Source organism: Pseudoalteromonas luteoviolacea (assembly GCF_021654285.1).
In the GTDB taxonomy this organism is placed as follows: Bacteria; Pseudomonadota; Gammaproteobacteria; order Enterobacterales; family Alteromonadaceae; genus Pseudoalteromonas; species Pseudoalteromonas luteoviolacea_J.
The window spans coordinates 143777-164311 of record NZ_JAKFZS010000001.1 but is presented as its reverse complement, the minus strand read 5'-3'; the positions used below and the strand labels follow the sequence as shown (position 1 = coordinate 164311).

The following is a 20535-nucleotide window of genomic DNA, read 5'->3' as shown; positions in this document are numbered from 1 at the left end:
GCACTGTAGGAATTCAGGCCTCGAGCTATCTCGGGGCCTTTTTGTATCTTTTATTTACTTTACACTTGCTTTTTCTCTGGCTAACTTTATTTTTAGTGAATCTAATCAATAATCTGGAAGGGGCAGCTAAAGTATACTTAGATACAAGTAGCAGGAAGGTAACACATGTTTCAACTTTCATTACCCCGAGGTCGCGTTTTAGACCTTTCTAGCCCACATATAATGGGAATCGTAAATACAACTCCAGATTCATTTTCTGACGGCGGCAAGAACTATAAAAATGATAGCGCTGTCATAAATTCATTTTCGATGCTTGACGACGGTGCGACGATTCTTGATATTGGTGGAGAGTCCACCAGACCAGGCGCATCTGATGTTGCATTAGATGAAGAGCTCAAGCGCGTTATCCCTGTTATCGAACGTATTAGGGCAAAGTCTGACTGCGTTATTTCTGTAGATACAAGTAAGGCAGAAGTGATGCGCCAAGCACTGTTAGCTGGTGCGGACATTATCAATGATGTACGAGCTTTACGAGAAGAGGGATGTCTATCTGTTGCGGCGCAATTTCCCGACGTGCCAATTTGCTTAATGCATATGCAAGGGCAGCCGAGAACGATGCAACAAGCGCCACAATATGAGCACCTTGTAAATGATATCAACGATTTTTTCCAAGCACGTATTAAGGCGTGTGCAGAGGTTGGGATCGAGCGTTCTAGACTAATACTCGATCCAGGTTTTGGCTTCGGAAAATCGCTAGAGCATAACTTTGAGTTACTGGGCAAGTTTCATCAATTTGCAGATTTTAATTTGCCTGTATTGGCGGGATTGTCGCGTAAGTCAATGTTCGGAAATTTACTAAATCGGGATACAAGTGAGCGTTTGCCAGCGAGTTTAGCTGGTGCCCTATTATGTGCACAGCAAGGTGCGCATATCCTTCGCGTTCACGATGTAAAAGAAACCAATGATGTGCTGCGGGTGTGGTCTGCAGCAAAGCATGGAGTAACTAAATGACAACAAGAAAATATTTTGGCACTGATGGTGTTAGAGGGCTCGTTGGTGAGTTCCCAATTACACCAGAGTTTGCTTTAAAGTTAGGCTGGGCAGCAGGTAAAGTTTTATCCAAGTCAGGCACGAAAAAAGTGATCATCGGTAAAGACACGAGAATATCTGGCTATTTACTAGAAACCTCTCTTGAAGCAGGCTTAATTGCTGCTGGTATTGATGTAGTTTTACTTGGTCCGATGCCAACCCCCGCTGTTGCGTACTTAACGCAAACATTCAGAGCTGAGGCTGGTATTGTGATAAGTGCATCTCATAACCCTTATCATGACAACGGGATCAAATTTTTCGGTGGTAATGGCAAAAAGTTAGATGACGCCGTAGAGCTTGAAATAGAAGCAATGCTTGATGAGCCGATGACGTGTGTTCCATCTGAACAGCTTGGAAAGGCGCGCCGTTTAGATAGTGCAAGCGGCAGATATATTGAGTTTTGTAAAAGTCAGTTCCCTAAGGAGTACTCTCTAGAAGGCTTAAAAATTGTTTTAGATTGTGCTAATGGTGCAACCTATCATATAGCCCCTTCAGTCATGCAAGAACTCGGAGCGGAAGTTATTGCGACAGCGTGTGAACCTGACGGTACAAATATTAATGCGCAGTGTGGTGCAACACACGTTGATGCGCTTAAACGTCAGGTACTTGAACATAAAGCTGATGTGGGTATTGCATATGATGGTGATGGCGACCGTGTGATGATGGTTGATCATAATGGTCGTGTTTTTGATGGCGACGACATTGTTTACATTGCTGCACTGCAAGCCAAATTTAACGACACACTTAAGGGCGGCGTTGTCGGGACTGTCATGTCTAACATGGGTCTAGAAAATGCGCTCAAAGCTCAGGATATTCCTTTCTTACGTAGTAAGGTTGGTGACCGTTATGTGCTTGAATTACTGACTCAAGAAGGTTGGAATATTGGTGGCGAAAGCTCAGGGCATGTTTTAAACCTGGATTTAATCGCTACTGGTGATGGAATTATATCTAGCTTACAAGTGCTAGCGGCCATGGTTGCACAAAATAAAACGCTCAAAGATTTGGGGGCTGGTTTTACTAAGTATCCAATGAACATGATCAACGTGCGTTATGCAAAGGGAACTGATCCTGTCAGTAATGAAGCAGTACAAGCTGCTGTAAAAGATGTTGAAGCTAAACTTGATGGAAAGGGAAGAGTACTACTTAGAAAGTCGGGTACAGAACCGGTAGTGCGTGTCATGGTTGAGGCTGAGCAAGAGAAGCAAGTGATGGACTTCTCTCAACAAATTGCAGAAGTTGTTGAATCTGTAAGCAATTAAACAGCAAAATCAAAATTTTTCTTGTAACTTTGGGTGAGTAGCGTTAGTATCTCACCCGCTTTCTGACGCGGAGTATCGGATGTTGAAAAGAAAGCCTATGGTGGCAGGTAATTGGAAAATGAATGGTTCTATTGAACTGGTTCAGTCAATTGCAAGCGCAGTTAAAAACGTCAATAACCAAGATGTTGAAATTGTTGTCATTCCACCTACTGCATTATTAAGTAACGTGGTTGCTTCAGGCGTAGTTGCCGGTGTGCAGACTATTTCAGAGCATGATAAAGGTGCTTATACTGGTGAAGTTCAAGCTTCCTTAATTAAGTCACTAGGCGCGAAGTACACGCTAGTTGGTCACTCTGAAAGAAGAAGTATTTTTGGTGAGTCTAATGAAGATGTAGCCAATAAGTTTGCTCAAGCTCAGGCTCACGGTGTAACACCAATATTGTGTGTTGGTGAAACAGAAAGCCAAAGAGAGCAAGAGCAGACTGAAGAAGTCGTTGCAGCTCAAATAATTGCTGTAATAGACAAATTAGGTATAGCATCATTGGCTAAGTCTGTGATAGCATACGAACCTGTTTGGGCTATAGGGACTGGTAAAACAGCAACCCCAGAACAAGCTCAATCAGTGCACAAGTTTATAAGAGATTTAGTGTCAAAATATGACACTGAAGTTTCACAAACACTGCAAATACTGTATGGTGGCAGTGTTAATGAAAGTAATAGTGAATTATTGTTCGCACAAGCAGATATTGATGGTGGTTTAATAGGCGGTGCAAGCCTTAAGCCTGATTCATTTACATCTATCTGCGAGAGTGCAAAAGGATAAGTAAATGTACGAAATTCTTTTGGTTGTCTACTTAGTCGTTGCTTTAGCGTTAGTTGGAATGATCTTGATTCAACAAGGTAAAGGTGCCGACATGGGCTCTTCTTTTGGAGCAGGTGCTTCAGCAACCGTTTTCGGTTCGTCTGGTGCAGGCAACTTTATGACAAAAACAACGACAGTACTTGCAACCGTGTTTTTCGTGTTAAGTATTGCTCTAGGTAACCTTACTGCAGGTCAGATAAAGCAAACTGATCAGTGGGAAAACCTAGAAGCTCCTGCGGCAGTAACTGCTCCAGCAGCAACGGACGTACCAGCTTCTAACGAAGACTCTGACGTACCAAACTAAAAAAGTTTTGCGAATGTGGTGGAATTGGTAGACACGCCATCTTGAGGGGGTGGTGAGCTATGCTCGTGGGGGTTCAAGTCCCCCCATTCGCACCAAATAAAATAACTAGGTTATGCTTAGTTATTTCAAGAAACCTGATGAATATTATTCATCAGGTTTTTTTGTTTTGAAATACTAAACGATAGTTACTCTAAGCATCACTCTGATATTGTATTTGAGCTACCTATTGTAATGATAAAAGCATTTAAAACCATATCTTAGTATCAGAGCTAAAAACCATGTAAAGTATTAGGTGGTTAGCCAATTTTCTCAAAAGGTAAATATATTAGTTAATTGTCAGGTTCGATAGCTCTGTTAAATTTGCAATGTTCTTATATAGATCTTTATGTTGTTTAGCCAGTTAAAGCTTCTAATCTACTTTTAAGTGCCTTAAGTACTGATTTCATAGTTATGTATTTTCCTCCCGCCTGTCTTTTTGACTCTTCAACTTTGGAAGGTAATGAGTATCACTCTAAGCTGAAGCAATTTTGTTTTTTGACGTGTGGAAGTAGAGGGCCGCAGACTCAGATGGTTAAATAACTATAAAAGCGACTAAGGTAGTACTGTGAACGCTCCTCTCAAAACTACCGATTATCAACTGATTAAATGGACTTATCCCTATATTCATCATAGAAATGCGAGGCTCCCTAATATTAAGCAGCTTTTGCCAATGACGACAGGTTACTTGAACTCAAAACACTTTATAGGACGGTTTTGACCCCTTCATTTTGCATACTGAATCCCCTCGTCTGTTACATTTCTAGTCCGTAACTTCCTGCACACCTAACCTTTACAGATCGTCGGCGTTTTCATTGATACCTTGCTGCAATCATTACATAGATGGAGAAATACATTTCAGCATTCAGCGCAGTGCTAATCTATTTGTGTTTTGCGAATTTCTTGCGGTGATGGTGTACGCGCAGCCTTTCAATGGTATTAGTATTTTCATTGTCGCGTTTGTTACTGTATCTGCTGATTGTAGTGGTATTTTTGAACTGAATAAAACGGACGTTTTCGCAATATAATATGTCTATAGCGCTTGCACTATGCAGGCCTAATATAGTGACTATTTATCCAATCTTCAAAGTGTGCTCGACTATCAAAATTGCTGGGCGTTCACCAGTTGATTTCATTTTTTAATTTTTGGTGATTTATCATGCAGAATTTATAAAACTGCTTACCTCATTGGCAGTTAAACGGAACAACATAGCGATAAATCTACTCGATTGATACATACTTCTACGCTTGTTAGTACATTGGGTATTTGACCAGGACGCTAGTCGATACTGAGCAATTAGTACACTAACTTAGCTCCTTTAGCTGGCATTCGATATCTCTAGTGCTTTACATCTGTGCAAAGAATTCTGGGAGCATTACTGCCCGTGCGTTTGGTTTCTTTTTAATTCTCGATATATCGTTATGGGACTTCACTCTTTGGCAATTTTAAAGAAATTCCGAAAGGATCGAAATTAGTTACTCTTTTCCTTTCACTCAACTGCTGATAACTCATAGAAGTGCTGCTTGTTTCGTTCGCGGGGAAAAGCGTTTCAACTTTGGGTGTTGGCTTCCTCATTCATACCTTTTTATGAATGCCGCAATCTCATCTGAAATTAGGGCCATTACAAAAGCGTTACTAGTTTCAGGGAAGCTTGTTCAAGTCCATTGTCTAGTAATAACTATACCACTATGTTACAACATTATTGTGGCTTTATCATCGCCATAATATCAGCTGGTTATTGGGCTTAATTTGCACTTTAAGGAAAAATATGTATAGGTTTTTGCTTTTTGCCATTTTTATTTATTTTAATCCGATTGAGGCGACTGAAAGTTTTCAGTTTTCTAAGATAAAACATGAGCTTGATAAAAAGGCTGCTTATGTTTTGCAAGCTCATGGAGCTCCAGGAGTGGCGATAGCGTTTATCCAAGGCGATAAAATCCTAGGGTTTTTGTCGTATGGTGCTGCGGACATTAAAACTAGCGCTGTTATAACCAAAGATACCATGTTCAATGTGGGATCTATCTCAAAAGTTGTAACTACATGGGGTGTGATGCAGCTAGTTCAAAATGGTCAAGTGGATTTAGATAAACCAATTAATCAATATCTCAAACGTTGGAAGCTCCCAAGATCTCACTTCAATACAAATGCGGTGACATTGAGAAATGTTTTATCTCACACATCAGGTTTATCATTGGGCCCGTATGTTGGTTGGAATACAAGTAAACAAGTTCCCACTATCGTTGAATCACTTAAAGGGCATAATAATGGTGCCGGAACGCTTAAACTAATATATAAACCAGGTTCTCGATTTTCGTACTCTGGTGGGGGGTATTCAATTGTTCAATTGTTGATAGAAGATGTTTCAGGGATGGGGTTTGAAGATTATATGCAAAAAAAAGTATTCAAACCACTTGGCATGATCAGCTCCACTTTTGACGTTACAAATAATGTGATCAAGAAGTCAGCAATCCCATATGATGAAACGGGAAAACAAACTTCCATGCTTTACTTTGCAGAGCAAGCAGCAGCAGGTTTGCAAACAACCGCACTCGATTTGGCTCGTTTTGGTTTAGCAACGCTGAAGGATTCAAAAGGCCAGTATAATGGTGCACATTTACTCTCGAGTGAATTAATAGAGCAAATGATTACGCCAGTACCTCATACAAAAGGTCGTTGGAGCATGAGTTATATTATTGATAGTGAGAATGAAAGTTTAGGCTTTTCGGGATTTAATCGGGGATGGATATCTTTGATGCGTCTGATCCCTGAACAAAACTTGGGATATGTCATTTTGACAAACAGCAGTATTAACGGCGTGAGTAATGAAATTGATAACCTTATATTGAGGCATATCAGGCAAACTGAGTTTTGAAGTTGTGTAATAATTTATTACTAAACGAAATCGATGTTCTAATACAGAGCATACATAATTTAGCGCTACTGGTTAAATAGGCTCTTTATAAAATTTATGGCAGTTGGTACAGCCCCTTTTGCCTGCCACGTTTCTGTTGCCCATGATGCTTTTTCGATAGATGCGTTATTATTGTTATGATCACTAGGGCGTTTGGCCAACTGTTATATTGGTGTTCCTTATATCGCAGTGCACTATTTTTTGCGATTGGCTGTGAGTATCTCCCTGTTTAAAAAGAGCTCAATTAAACCCAATTTGGCGCATTTGCCACTGCAAGATAAGTTGCCCTTCATCTCCTAAGTTACTTAATTGTTGTGTCTATTATAATTGCTTCGCTCTTGAAACTCATTTCAGTTCACAACTGGTTTTTATTTTTCTGAGAAAATGTTCCAGCGAACATAAAGAGTTGGCCAGGCAACTATATAAATAAACTTGTGCCATACTAAGTTTTATTTGGCACTGATGCATCAAGCGTCTATTTCTGAAAATTTAGAATACTTAAATGACACTTTTCAGCTGTACATGCTTGTGAGATGCTAGTTTATGAATTGATAAGTTATGATGCCTCATTATTTTCCATATGGTATTTCGGCAGAGTTTGATACTTTATCCAATACTAGCTGAAACTCTTTATTCTTATAAAATTATTTTTGTATACTAAGTAATGAACTTAGCGTTTGTTGACGTTGCTCTAGACTCGTTACCTTGACGATGTTGGTGAAACTGCGGAGTCTATTCATCAAGATTAGATGTGCCAAACCATTTACTGATAAAGATCTAAAAATGTTGGCTTTATTCATTTTAATAGCCGAATAGCTGATAAACGATACCAGGAATAATATGGTCGTATTTGTTTTACTTATCACTCCTATGATTGCCTATTTTGCTTGCTTTCATTAAATATGGCTGTTTATTTTTTGTGAAGTATGTACCTTTTTTGTTTATGTTAAATTAACAGGGTGATTTGTTTCTAATAAAGAGATATTGTATATAGATTGTTTTATTTTATTTCTATTCTCGTGTCTAAATTAAATCTCGAACAAGCTTTGTTAGCTCTATTGAGCAATAACCAAGATGAGGACATTATAAATGATGAACCTTTTACATATAAAACGTTACTTCTAAATGAGGTTTGCCCAGATCTCAACAGTCCTTATTATATTCCAGTTGTGAAAATTAGTGACTTAGATGCATCTTTGTTTGTCGCTCGTCGTATTTCAAAGAATCAATTGATTACCAAATACTCGGCACATGACAAAGTGATAGTGGGGAAAGATTGCATTATTATTTGTATGCAAAATGGTACTAAAAAATGGCAAGGTGCGTTACAAAGCGTAAGATCAATCATTACACTGTCAGATAAAATTAAGCTAGTAGCAATTTCTCAAATACCCTCTGTTTTTCCGTTAGAAGACGGGAAGTATCAAATAGTTACAGGGCAATATCGATATCTTGCTTCTGTCTATGTTCATGGCCTAGAAGGTATAAGTCAGTTTAAAGTATATCAGAATAAGCCATTATTAAATCATGCTAAGCAACTATCTGATCATATCTTCAGAGATGATATCTCAGCGTTAGATAAATTACTGGCTTTTAAATCAGCCAAAGATGAACTCGATACTGTGTCTTTAGTTTTGCATCAGATAGGGCGAGCTTCTTTATCTTATCAAACCATGCTAAAAGTTATGGCTATACCAAATCAAGTATATGATTTTTATATAAAACTATTTAAATACCCCTGTATATTTGAAGCATATCAAGCAGGGCTTAAAAAGCCTCTTGAGTCTGTATACACAATAATTGTTGATTACGAGATGTTTGTAAGTGCTCACTTTGATATTGTGATCGGTAGTTCTAGTTTTAGGTCAAAAGTTGAACAGTTAATAGCGAAAAAATTGGATAATATTTGTCATAACTTTCCAAATGGGTCATCAATCCAAATAGGTCAGGTTACTTCCGCTAAAGTAGTTAAATTTTTATTTTCCGAGAATGTATTCAGTTTAGATACGGGGATTGATTGGTCTAAACTAGATTGGAGTGATACAGTGGCAGTCAACGAGGTCACAAAATCTGTTATGGACTTTTTAGAAAACAGGGTAAAAAATGGTGGTTAATTCTAGATGTCTCACGCGTGAGTTGAGGTGACCGTTACTACAGAGTACTTTTTTGTCGTGTACAGTATTTAAAAATTAGCAGCATTATCAAAGCTGGGGCTATTTGGGTATTGGTTTATATTATCTTATAATTATTTTATATGAAATTTAAATGTCATATAAAACAGTGGCTTATTGTTTTTTAATACATTGTGTTGCTTTTATACCGATGGGTAAATAGTGTCGGTTCTTGCAGCAAGAGTAGTGAGATGTTCGCTTGACATGAAAACTTTATTGGGTTAGTTTTGCTTTGATTCAAAAATCACCGTATGTCAGTAGTATGGCATAACCAATACCATGAATGCTGGCATGCATAAAAATAATAATATCACCAAAGTTGTGAAGGATTTGCCATGGAAAGTCAGTGGAGAAAAGAATTCCAAGACAATGGGTTCATTGGTCCATTTAAAGTATATGAACCAGAAGAAGCCAAACAAATGATTGCTAGCGTACGCAAGCAAAACTTTAACCGAGATAACATACTTTTTGATAATGACCTCAATTACGATAGACATTATGATATACCGGAGTTAACAAATCACATCGGCCACCCGCGTATCGTGGAGAAGTTGAGAGCCATTATGGGACATGACATCCTTTGCTGGCGTTCGGAGTTTTTCCCTAAGTTTCCTGGCACGCCTGGGACTGAGTGGCATCAGGTAGCGGATTACAGTTATGCATCAGGTACACCTCAGATCTCTCCAATTGAGAATCATCCAGATTTGCCAATGGACATCACAGTGTGGACAACCTTTACAGAGGCAACGGTAGAAAATGGATGTTTGAGATTCATGCCAGGTTCACATAAAAAGAAGCTGTATGATGAATCAAAAACAACTCAGTCTGGAAGAAACGAAGAATATGTTGCAGTAGAAGCTGATACACAGTTTTATGGTTACAACTTTCAGGACTTCAGAGTCGATGAAAGATGGGATCCAGAAAAAGAAAAAACAGTTTCCATGGTTATGCAACCGGGTGAATGTGTTATTTTTACTGCAAAGTGTTGCCATGCTTCTCATCCAAATATCACGAAACGTAATACTCGAATGGCAATTGCTTCTCGTTATGTGCCAACGTTTATGCGCGTTTATCCTGGGCAAAGTTCGTTCTTTTCTCATGGTGCAAATATGGAACTGGACAACTATGGTGCAGTACTTGTATCGGGAGAAGATCGCTATAAACACAATACCTTGAGAGACACCAATAATCTTGGTAAGGCTTTCCCTGTGTTTGGTAAATAATTACGTGTAATTTATAGACTCAATAAAGGCTTCACCTTACGGGGAAGCCTTTTAATTTTGAATTGAGTGATAATGTTTACTTGCCATAGGGATATGCGCAAAACACAAGCCTAAATGAGTAGAGTAGAATGAGTGAAAATATACCTAGAGTGAAAAGTCTCACTAAAGAAGTGTTTCAACGAGATTTCCTGAGTCAAAATAAGCCTGTTATTATAGAGGGTTTTGCTGATTCTTGGCGAGCAGTAAGTAGCTGGGGGCCACAATTTTGGTCGGATAATTACGGCGACAAAGAAATGCTGTGTCTCGCTTCAAAATCTCATCAATATCCGGATTTTAGTGAACTAAGTATGGGAGAAATACCAATCCCTGAACCGACAAGTTTTAAATCTTACATCGACAGAGTAACGACCCTATCTCAGGACGAACCTTCTTTTTTGTCACTTAATCGAATTATATTTTCTCATGGGCCGCGCAGGCCATATAACAAGCACATTGATTTGGCACAATATCAGAACGATTTCGAGACCCCAGATTTGATTGATAAAGCAAGATTAGAGCTTGGTTTAATGTGGATGCAAGCCAAAGGAACTCAGTCGTGGATGCATCAAGATCAATTTGAAAATCTGTATGTGCAGGTACAAGGTCAAAAAAGAATCATTATGGCTGCACCTGAAGACGCATCTAATGTTTATTACAATATGCATCACCCATATTACTGCGAGGTAGACATATTTGATATTGACTATGCTCGTTTTCCTCTATTAAAGAATGCGAAGCTTTATGAGATAGTGCTTAATCCAGGAGATATGTTATTTATTCCTGTATTTTGGTTTCATGCCGTTGAAAGCTTGGGAGATTTTAACTTGTCCTTGAACTGGTGGTTTGAACCAGAAAGAGTTTTACTATCTCAGCCTTCTATGCATTATTTCATGGAGAAAGTAATTAAAAACGTAATGGCAGACAATAAAAAAGACAGTAAAGAGTTATACAAGTTGTCTTTGTTGATTCAAGATAAAATTCTTGAACAAACACCTTGCTTGCTGTCCTCATTTTACAATAGTTAGTCGGGGGCTATTGATAATGTCTGAGTCGAGTTTAATCGGTAGCGTGAAAGACATCTTACCTGTTTTGAATGCATCTGAGTCCAAGGTTAAGTTTCCAGATTGGTTAAGTGGAAATTTAGAGAATATCAATACACTACATGCGCAATATGGGGGGGTGTTGATCCGAGGGGCAAGGTTGCATAGTCCGACTTTATTAGCGAGTGTGCTAGAGAATATTTGGCAAGCTGAATTGCTCCCTTATCGCTATCGTTCTACCCCTCGTAGTGAGCTAAAACACAATGTTTACACTGCTACAGAGTATAACTCAGCGTCTATTATTGAGCAGCATAATGAAAATGCTTACAGTAACCGTTTTCCTCAAGTTATCGGTTTTTATTGCATGGTCCCGTCTAAAGAAGGTGGACAAACGCCCATTACGGATAGCCAGCTTGTTTATGAGACATTGCCTAGCGAGATCCGAGCTGAATTTGAAGCAAAAGGTGTCACTTATGTACGTAACTACAATGACATCGATTTGCCCTGGTCTGAAGTCTTTGGTAGCACTAATAAAGATGATGTAGAGCAGTTCTGTAGAGAAAATGGTATCGATTATAAATGGTATGATGACAACGGCTTGAGGACGACGCAGACGCTGCCTGCTGTTCAAGTGCACCCTGTAACGGGTAAGAAAGTCTGGTTTAATCAAGCTCATCTATTCCATTATTCAGCACTGGATGAACAGCTCCGGGAAGCGATGTTAACTAATTACAATGAAGAGCAATTGCCTAGAAATGCTTTTTTTGGTGACGGTAGCAAAATCGATCATGAAGTATTAGAGCTGATAAGAAACACTTATCGTAGATTACAAATTAAGTTTGATTGGCAGCGTAATGATCTTTTACTTTTAGATAATTTACGTTTCAGTCATGGCAGGGAACCCTTTAACGGTGTTCGCAAGGTATTGGTTGGTATGGCCAAGCCTTTGGAAACAAGTTTTCGTTAATAGAGGTATAAATGGATAAGGTAATAGTTAAAAAATCAAAAAAAAACCAATTCATAATTTGGGGTATGATTGCAGCATTCGTTGTAGTCGCTGGATTATATTTTTTGGGCGCTCAAGATTCGGGAGCGAAGTACAGAGTTGAAAGAGAGTCTTTAAAAATAGCAACGGTTGTCAACCAAAGCTTTGATGACTACATCCCGGTTCGAGGAATTGTGGAACCAAAGCAAACCGTTTTTCTCGATACTATTATTGGTGGGCAAGTAGAGCAGGTTTATGCTGAAGAGGGTGAAGTGGTTTCGAGAGGCAAGCCGCTACTCAAGTTAAGAAATGCGGCGATTGAGCTTGATATCATCTCAAGAGAAGCTCAGGTGTCCGAACAGTTGAACAATTTGCGAAATACACGTTTATCACTTGAGCAAGATAAGCTGAACTTAAAAAGAGAAGTGCTTGATATTCGGTATAGAATTAAAAACCTTAAACGACAGCTAGACAAGTTTGATAGCCTCAAAACACAAAAGCTTGTTTCGGAAGAAGAATTTGATTCTCTTTACTATGAACATGAATATTATACGGGCCGATTAGCGCTAGCATTAGAAAGACAAGAAAAAAATGCGGTTTTGTATGAGTCGCAGTTGCAGCAATTGCAGGAAAGTTCTACTCACTTGAATAAAAACCTGACTTTAGCAAAAAAAAATATAGATAACTTAGAAATTAAAGCGCCAGTCGATGGTTATCTGACATCATTGAATGTTGAGATCGGTGAGTATGTTTCTCCTGGTGTTAGGCTAGGTCAGGTAGATTCTACGAATCAATTTAAAGTGAGGGCGAGAATTGATGAATTTTATGTCACTAGGATCAGTATGGGGTTGGTTGCAACATACACGCAAAATGGTCGGGATTACTCACTAACAATAGATAAAGTCTATCCACAAGTTGCAGATGGTCAATTTGAGGTGGATTTTTTGTTCACAGATAAAGTGCCTGAAAATATTAGGCGTGGACAAGGCTTGCAATTAAAAGTCTTTTTAGGCGAGAGTGAAAAACGCTTGTTGTTGAGCCGAGGTGGCTTTTTTGCCACAAGTGGCGGTGAGTGGGTTTTCGTACTCAATGAAGATGGTACTCAAGCTGTGAAGCGCTCAATTAAACTTGGACGTAGAAATCCGAAGTTTTTTGAAGTCATAGATGGGCTAGCTGAAAATGATAAGGTCGTGATTTCAAATTATGACAATCTTCAAGATATTGACCAATTAATAATAAATTAAGACAGATACTAGGGGAGCAGATGTGATTGAATTTAAGAAACTAAGTAAAGTTTTCACGACCGACACAATTGAAACAACAGCATTAAATGAGCTGAACTTTAAGGTTGAGAAGGGAGACTTTGTGGCAGTGATGGGGCCATCAGGAAGCGGTAAGTCTACGCTGCTTAATATTGTTGGAATGATTGATAGTCCAAGTGATGGAGAGTATATATTTGACGGCCGTGATGTAACCAATTTATCTGAGTCGCAATTAACGGATGTGAGGCATCAAAATATTGGATTTATTTTCCAAAGTTTCAATTTGATTGATGAATTAACGGTACGTGAAAATGTGGAATTGCCATTAATGTATCAGAAAGTCTCAGCGAGTGAGCGTAAAAAGCGCAGTGATGAGGTACTTGAGCGGCTCAACATTGCGCACAGAGCAAATCATTTACCGCAGCAGTTATCTGGTGGTCAACAGCAAAGAGTTGCAGTTGCAAGAGCACTGATCATAAAGCCGAAACTGATTCTTGCGGATGAGCCAACAGGTAATTTGGACTCTACCAATGGCGCTGAAGTGATGGAGTTATTGACTGAGCTTAATAGTGAAGGCACGACCGTGGTAATGGTTACTCACTCGTTAGAGCATGCCAGCTATGCGAAGAAAATTTTGTCAGTAAAAGACGGTGAAATTATCAAGTTCGAAGACAATGCAGCGAAGTTAGCATCTTAATGGGCTTCTTCATTGGAATGCCGGTTTAATACTACATTGTCGGCTTCCATTATCGATATGTTTTGAATAAAAGAGAACAAGCATGTTACAAAACTACTTTCTAACAACAATACGTGCGTTCAAAAGGCAAAAGTCTCACATTTTACTTAATGTCGTCGGGATGACGATAGGGCTTAGTGCATTTTTATTGATGTACTTATTCGTATCTGATGAACTGACTTTTGATCGTTACCACCCTGATTACCAGAATACCTACCGGATTGCTTCAGAGTACCCTGATATGGGGTTGGGAAAACCCGGTGGTACGATCGTCACACCGGTCTTACCGAGCTTATTGAAAAGCCAGTTTTCAGAGCAAGTGAATGCGGTGACTCAAATCGGCTTTCCTACAGGTTGGTATGTATTGCGCAAAGATACAGAGCTGCTGCCGCAATTGAAGCTCCAGTGGGCTGATGAACACTTATTTGAAGTATTTAGTATTCCAATGATTGAAGGGCTGGGCCAGGAGTCACTAAGGCAGCCGAACAAGCTTATCATCTCAAGAACAACGGCCCAAATGCTGTATGGAAAAACAGATGTAGTAGGCGAAACGCTCAAATTAGGTCAAGATCGAGTGATGGAAATCGGCGGTGTATTTGAAGATCTGCCAGGAAATACGCATTTAGATTTAACCGTCTTGGCTTCATTGCCTACTTATAAACAGATCAACCCTGACCTATTTGAAAGCTGGACTAACATTGAGTTTTACACTTATGTCAATTTAAAAGATAGTGTGCAACCTCAAGATTTTCGTGATCAAATAAATCAAATTTGGTCTGAGCGTAATGAAGCATTTGCCATTAACGTGGTATTACAGCCTTTAGCTGATATTTATCTGAATTCGGACCTCATGTGGGAATTGAAAGCTAACGGCAGCATAGAAACGGTCTACCTGACAGCGGCATTGGCGTTATTCCTATTATTGGTTGCTTGCTTTAACTTTATTAATATGTCGACGGCGCGTGCCGGTTTGCGTGCTAAGGAAATAGGTATCAGAAAAATCTTGGGTGCCAAGAGAAAAGATATTGTGATTCAGTTTTTGGCAGAGTCAGTGATATTGGTGGCGTTAGCGACAATTGTAGCCGTTATATTGGTTATACTTGCTCTACCGACCCTGAATGAATTCACCGGTAAAACGATAGGCTTAGAGTGGCTGACTTTTGTTCCTGCACTGAGTTTACTGATCCTTGCCGTAGGTATGCTCGCAGGTATGTATCCCGCTTTTTATATGTCCTCTTACAACACACTACAGGTTCTCAGTGGCAATCTCACAAGGGGTAAGGCATCTGCAAGATTCCGTAAAGTGCTAGTCATATTTCAAACCACGATCACCGTAATTATGTTAGTTTTGTCGACTGTGGTGTATATGCAAATCAACCACAGTATTGGTTTGGACATGGGGTATGAGAAAGATGATGTGATAATTGTCCGCGGCTTACCTACTGGTTTATTGCGTAATAATTTTGAACCGATCGCAAATTTACCAGAGAGTGACCCGAGAATATTGTCTATATCCACTGCGGATCATATACCAACAATGAACTTTACCAGTGTCGAAACTATCACGGCGGATGGCAGAGCGGTTGAAGCACTTGCTCGAACGCCAGGCATTGGCGCCAACTATGATCTGATTGAAACAATGGGAATGGAAATAGTAGCAGGTAGAGGGTTCACGCAAGAGTTTGCCGGTGATTGGGTGAAGAGCATCGGTAATGATCAATATGAAATTGGGGTTATCATTAACCAGACTGCTGCAAAAGCGGCAGGTTGGAATGATGCCAATGAAGCGATTGGTAAAACTTGGAATTGGAGACAGTTTAAAGGGCGAGTCGTGGGCGTGGTAAAAGATGTCCAATTTTTATCAGATAAACATGTCACTTCTTCTTTCTTTATGGGTTTGGGATATTTTGCGCTGCCTGAAACAATCATAGTAAAAACGACTGGTGAAGACACTTCAGCAGTGATCCAAGTCGTGGAGTCAAAGTTAAACGAAATTTACGGACTCAATTATTTTGATACGCGTTTACTCTCGCAAGAATATAGCTTGCTTTACAAAGAAGAAGAAAGAGAAAAAGATTTACTAATGCGATTTGCTGCAATGATCATTTTCATCACTTGTTTGGGCTTAATCGGTTTGTCTGCTTTCTCGACTGAGAGAAGACAAAAAGAGTTAGCGATTCGTAAAGTGATAGGCGCACGTCGATTTAACCTCGTTAATATGCTGTGCAACGAGTTCTTAGTACTGGGGGCGATAGCCAGTGTAATTGCATGGCCTATTGCCTACTATCTTGCTCAATCATGGTTGGAAGTATTCACGCGCCAAATAGATTTAAGTGTGGGTATTTTTGTGGCGGCAACCTTCGTGACATGTGTCATTATTTGGTTGACTGTGGCGATACTCTCCTACCGAGCATGTAGTGTTAAACCGACTGCAGCTTTACGCAGTGAGTAAAGGTATTGCGGCCTTTAGTTAGGCCGCAAATATACAGTGAGCAAAAAGTGGTAGAGCGAGTGAACGTGTTAAAAAAATACCCAGTAATTAGTCGGTTTTTGATATTATTTTTGCTGATCCTTATTGGATTAGCTGTGTTATTAATTCAGTTTGGTTACCGAACATCCATAGATCAAGACTCAAAGCAGCTTGCCGAACTCGGTGTTCATGTCAGTCTGAGTGAAAATAGTGCCGGTGTACCTACAATCTCCGCAGACTCTGAGCATGACGTATATTTTACGACAGGCTTTTTACATGCTAAGGAGCGATTAGGGCAGCTTGTAATGCAAAGAGCACTTGCAAGGGGAAACTTATCTGAAATACTCGGTCGAGGGCATCTACAGAGCGATATCTGGATGCGACGGCTGAGATTAGTCGATAGTGCCTCTTTAGATGCGCAAAGCATGGACGCTGAGGCAAAACGTTCACTTCAGGCTTATGCTGATGGCATTAATGCTTGGGTTGAACTCAATGGTGTATCTCAAGAGTTGTTATTGGTGGCCAAGGAGTTTCAACCTTGGCAAATAGAGGATTCATTACTCACGCAAAAATTATTTGCATTAAACCTAAGTGTCAATTACGTCTCTGAAATGGAGAACTTGATATTGGAGAGTACGCGCTCTGATGAGCGAGTGAGTTCGTCAAATCACCTCCATAATAATAGCGTTGAAACTAAGCTTGCATTTAGCCAATTATTAGAGATGCAGCAAAATTTTACAGAGTCGACTGGGTTAGGAGAGTTTGGGGTAGGAAGCAACGCTTGGGTTGTATCTGGGAAGCATACTGCCAGCGGAGCGCCTTTACTTGCTAACGATCCACACTTAGCTATGACAGTACCTTCAATGTGGTTTGCAATTGAGCAGCAACATGCCAAGAGTCATATTAAGGGGATGTCTATAATCGGCTTGCCTATTGTTGTCTTTGGTGCCAACGAGTATGTGGCATGGGGTGGTACAAATATGTTGGCTGATACACAGGACTTGGTGGTTGAGCAAGTTCATCCAGCTTCTCCAAAGCAATACCAGACAGCAGATGGCTGGGCATATTTTGATTCTATTGAAGCTGAAATTAGAGTCAATGCGGACTTTCCAGCAGGGTTGAATAAGCCTTTTGAGCCTATTAAACTAAAAATTCGAAAAACGCATAACGGCCCTATTATCAGTGATTCAATTGCTGTCTTTGATGCGCCAGTAGCGATGCGTTGGACAAGTTTACAGGGGGCAGACTTGTCGTATCAATCTTTATATAAGCTCAATTATGCATCCAACTGGGAAGCGTTTCGTGAAGCATTAAGCACTTATAAAGCCCCAGCACTAAACTTTCTTTACGCTGATAAATTAGGAAATATTGGTTATCAAGCTGCAGGCGCCATCCCTTTACGTGACAGCCCTGTTGAAGGTTTGCCACTAGCTGGCTGGCAAAGTGGTAGTGAGTGGCAGGGCTATATTCCTTTTACAGAGCTACCAAGCAGTTATAATCCACCATCTGGGTATATCGTGAGCGCGAATGACGAGGTCGTTAGCCCTCAAGGTCATTATTTGTCAAACGAGTGGGCCGATCCATCAAGGGCAATGCGTATTAAAGAGTTACTGGAGTTTTATATTTCTACCGGTAAAAAAATGGATGTAAATGATGCTAGGATTATGCAGCTGGATACAGTTGATTTAAATGGTAAACAGTTTACAGAAGTTCTCCGTCAGCTAGGGGCGTTATCGAAAATACCACAACATCTGGCGGTTGATTTTGAGTCCTGGGATGGTGATATGATGGCTGACTCTCCTATCCCTGCACTTTATATTAGCTGGATGCGTAATCTCAAGCTGGCAATATTCTCTGACGAAATGCTACGTTTTTCTAATTCTTCAGGGCTGTTAGCTGGTTACATTAATCGCCAGACATCGGCAAATATTTATCAACTGCTGATCGCAAATGACCCTTACTGCAACAACATCAATACGCCAAAAACGGAAACTTGTCTTGATATATTGATGAGCAGCTTTGACTCTGCCAGCGCAGAGTTGTCAGATTTAACAGGGGAAAATAGTGAAGACTGGCGCTGGGTGAATATAAGCAACCGTCTCATACCTCATTTGATGTTCAATCGAGTTCCTTTTTTTGAAGACCTATACAATTTGAAGGGAGATAAGATAGGTAGCTACGACACGATAAATGTAGCGGGGTATAGGTTTGACAAGTTTGGTGGTTATGAAAGTGCTTTTGGCGCTTCGTTCAGGCAAGTGTATGAGTTAACTCCAAAACTAGGTTGGCACTATACGATTGCTGGAGGGCAAACTGCCAATCCTATGGACAAACATTATGACGATTTGTACCAAGTTTATCTGCGCGGTGAGTTGTTATCCCACTAACGTATACATGCACAGAGATGTTTCTTTACAGGAGAGAAGTTTTTGAAATTCTTTGATGAACTAAGCCATTTTTCCCCAAATAGGCTGTTTGTATCTATGGTGTTAGGCGTGATAGCAGGTATCAGCTATGCGATGTTGATCCCCATAGTTACCAATAGCTTGCAGCAACCTCACAACTTGTCTTATCAAGAAGAGGGGAGCAAAGCACAGTTTTGGGGAGTACAGGTGGATAATGAAAATATGGCATTGCTCTTTTTCCTAGCCATTGTCTGTATTTTAATTTGCCAAACCGTGTCACAGGTGATGTTGGCATTAATATCAAGTGACGTAACGCGTAATTTGCGCATTGAAATATATAAAAAAGTGTTACGAGCAAAGATGTCATCGACAGAGCAGGTTGGCTCCAGTCGCTTGATGGCGTCATTGACGTCTGATGTACAAACGATTGTGGGTGGGGCAAAAGCGGTCCCTGATATTATTGTTAGCTTGTTTACGCTCTTAGGTATGTTGATATTTTTATTATATTTACAAGTAGAAGTATTTGTTTTTGTTATTCAATGTATATTTTTAGGAGTGATCCTTTATCAAGTACCTATGTTTTTTGGAAATAAAGCATTTTTTAAATCTCGAAAACATGTAGATAATTTACATGACGGTATTCGCTCACTGAGTTCAGGTATAAAAGAGTTAAAACTAAATAAAAATAAGAAAGACAACTTTGTTGAGACAGAGCTACTTGAGAATGAAGACTTAATAATTGAAAACCAAAAGTTAGGTTTAACCATCATTACAGCTGCGCTCAATTTTGGAAATATGATAGCGCTTTTTGTGTTGGGTATTGTGGCTTTCGTATTTGTTAACTACCACCAGATTGACCAACAAACGCTGATAGCAGTATTCATGGTATTACTCTATGTGACTGGTCCAATTGGCAGTATTCTGAATGGCCTACCTAGCTTGATGATGGCGAATATCTCTTATCAGAAAATGCAAACTTTGTTAGTGGAGTTAGAGGACGAAGGTTACCACGATAAAGTTTCAGAGGTGCCTGCATGGTCAACTTTTTCACTTACAGGTGTCTTATATAATTATGACTCTGGTGACAATGATAGACAATTTTCTGTCGGGCCAGTGGATCTGACTTTTAAAAAAGGTGAAGTGACTTATATCGTCGGTGGAAATGGCTCTGGTAAATCTACTTTAAGTAAGTTGATTACTTTGCATTATCAACCTGCCGGAGGACAAGTTCTTTTTGACTCAGTGCCTGTGGATGTTGGTAATGCTAATAGCTATCGACAAATGATATCTGCTATCTATTCGGATTTTCATCTGTTTGAAACGGTACTGGACTCTTACGCACAAGGTGAAGAGTTGCAACTTCTTGTGAATGACTATTTAGTCAAGTTGGATTTGGCTGACAAGGTAACGTTTTCTAATGGGCGTTTTTCTACGTTGAAATTATCCGATGGTCAACGCAAGCGACTGGCTTTATTAAATGCTTACTTAGAGGACAAAGATATGTATTTGTTTGATGAGTGGGCAGCAGACCAAGACCCTGAATTTAGAGAAATTTTTTATACTCAATTGCTTACTGACTTAAAAAGCAGAGGAAAATTGGTGATCGTGATAACGCACGATGATCAGTACTTTGATCAAGCGGATAGACTCATTCGCATGGATAAGGGCAAGGTTGTATCAGAGTCTACTTATAAATTAGAGAATGTGGGATAGCGTGGTAAAAAAATAGCGATAGCATCAGA

The 20535-nt window shown here is 39.7% G+C and carries 14 protein-coding genes and 1 tRNA gene; all 15 read left to right on the top strand.

What is annotated here, in order from left to right; genetic code table 11:
• Positions 1-165: 165 nt before the first annotated feature.
• The 15 genes from folP (at position 166) to L1077_RS00415 (ending at position 20506) form a co-directional block, all read left to right on the top strand.
• Complete coding sequence (gene folP, locus L1077_RS00485; RefSeq protein ID WP_237135132.1) at positions 166-1011, top strand: dihydropteroate synthase; 846 nt, start codon at positions 166-168, stop codon at positions 1009-1011.
• Complete coding sequence (gene glmM / locus L1077_RS00480) at positions 1008-2348, top strand: phosphoglucosamine mutase (protein ID WP_237135131.1); 1341 nt, start codon at positions 1008-1010, stop codon at positions 2346-2348. Before folP ends, glmM begins: the two co-directional genes overlap by 4 nt.
• A 79-nt stretch (positions 2349-2427) precedes the next feature.
• A complete protein-coding gene (gene tpiA, locus L1077_RS00475) occupies positions 2428-3171 on the top strand; it encodes a triose-phosphate isomerase (protein ID WP_237135130.1) in 744 nt (247 codons plus the stop codon).
• Between the two features lie 4 nt (positions 3172-3175).
• On the top strand, positions 3176-3514 hold the full coding sequence (gene secG / locus L1077_RS00470) for a preprotein translocase subunit SecG (RefSeq protein WP_237135129.1): 339 nt from the start codon (positions 3176-3178) through the stop codon (positions 3512-3514).
• Between the two features lie 9 nt (positions 3515-3523).
• Positions 3524-3609 (top strand) — tRNA-Leu (locus L1077_RS00465).
• 1722 nt (positions 3610-5331) lie between these two features.
• The gene (locus L1077_RS00460) at positions 5332-6423 is read left to right on the top strand and encodes a serine hydrolase domain-containing protein (RefSeq protein ID WP_237135128.1); all 1092 of its coding nucleotides are present in this window, start codon (positions 5332-5334) and stop codon (positions 6421-6423) included.
• A gap of 1058 nt (positions 6424-7481) precedes the next feature.
• Positions 7482-8576 (top strand): ParB/Srx family N-terminal domain-containing protein, encoded by a 1095-nt coding sequence (locus L1077_RS00455; protein WP_237135127.1) that lies wholly within the window; start codon positions 7482-7484, stop codon positions 8574-8576.
• Between the two features lie 392 nt (positions 8577-8968).
• Entirely contained in the window at positions 8969-9856 is an 888-nt protein-coding gene (locus L1077_RS00450; RefSeq protein WP_237135126.1) for a chlorinating enzyme, read from the top strand.
• Positions 9857-9984: 128 nt separating this feature from the next.
• Entirely contained in the window at positions 9985-10920 is a 936-nt protein-coding gene (locus L1077_RS00445) for a cupin-like domain-containing protein (protein ID WP_237135125.1), read from the top strand.
• A 16-nt stretch (positions 10921-10936) separates the two neighbouring features.
• Entirely contained in the window at positions 10937-11902 is a 966-nt protein-coding gene (locus L1077_RS00440) for a TauD/TfdA family dioxygenase (protein WP_237135124.1), read from the top strand.
• An 11-nt stretch (positions 11903-11913) separates the two neighbouring features.
• Positions 11914-13164, top strand: a complete 1251-nt coding sequence (locus L1077_RS00435) for an efflux RND transporter periplasmic adaptor subunit (RefSeq protein ID WP_237135123.1) — start codon at positions 11914-11916, stop codon at positions 13162-13164.
• Between the two features lie 22 nt (positions 13165-13186).
• Complete coding sequence (locus tag L1077_RS00430) at positions 13187-13879, top strand: ABC transporter ATP-binding protein (RefSeq protein ID WP_237135122.1); 693 nt, start codon at positions 13187-13189, stop codon at positions 13877-13879.
• Between the two features lie 82 nt (positions 13880-13961).
• The gene (locus tag L1077_RS00425) at positions 13962-16370 is read left to right on the top strand and encodes an ABC transporter permease (RefSeq protein WP_237135121.1); all 2409 of its coding nucleotides are present in this window, start codon (positions 13962-13964) and stop codon (positions 16368-16370) included.
• Positions 16371-16504: 134 nt separating this feature from the next.
• Complete coding sequence (locus L1077_RS00420; RefSeq protein WP_237135120.1) at positions 16505-18775, top strand: penicillin acylase family protein; 2271 nt, start codon at positions 16505-16507, stop codon at positions 18773-18775.
• 42 nt (positions 18776-18817) lie between these two features.
• Positions 18818-20506: a cyclic peptide export ABC transporter gene (locus L1077_RS00415; protein ID WP_237135119.1), complete on the top strand. Its 1689-nt coding sequence runs from the start codon at positions 18818-18820 to the stop codon at positions 20504-20506.
• Positions 20507-20535 lie beyond the last annotated feature (29 nt).

Bases quoted from the DNA above. Each gene is read 5' to 3' on its own strand.
- secG (WP_237135129.1), top strand. From the start codon at position 3,176: ATGTACGAAATTCTTTTGGTTGTCTACTTAGTCGTTGCTTTAGCGTTA.
- L1077_RS00440 (WP_237135124.1), top strand. From the start codon at position 10,937: ATGTCTGAGTCGAGTTTAATCGGTAGCGTGAAAGACATCTTACCTGTT.
- L1077_RS00435 (WP_237135123.1), top strand. From the start codon at position 11,914: ATGGATAAGGTAATAGTTAAAAAATCAAAAAAAAACCAATTCATAATT.
- glmM (WP_237135131.1), top strand. From the start codon at position 1,008: ATGACAACAAGAAAATATTTTGGCACTGATGGTGTTAGAGGGCTCGTT.
- folP (WP_237135132.1), top strand. From the start codon at position 166: ATGTTTCAACTTTCATTACCCCGAGGTCGCGTTTTAGACCTTTCTAGC.
- L1077_RS00425 (WP_237135121.1), top strand. From the start codon at position 13,962: ATGTTACAAAACTACTTTCTAACAACAATACGTGCGTTCAAAAGGCAA.
- tpiA (WP_237135130.1), top strand. From the start codon at position 2,428: ATGTTGAAAAGAAAGCCTATGGTGGCAGGTAATTGGAAAATGAATGGT.
- L1077_RS00450 (WP_237135126.1), top strand. From the start codon at position 8,969: ATGGAAAGTCAGTGGAGAAAAGAATTCCAAGACAATGGGTTCATTGGT.
- L1077_RS00445 (WP_237135125.1), top strand. From the start codon at position 9,985: ATGAGTGAAAATATACCTAGAGTGAAAAGTCTCACTAAAGAAGTGTTT.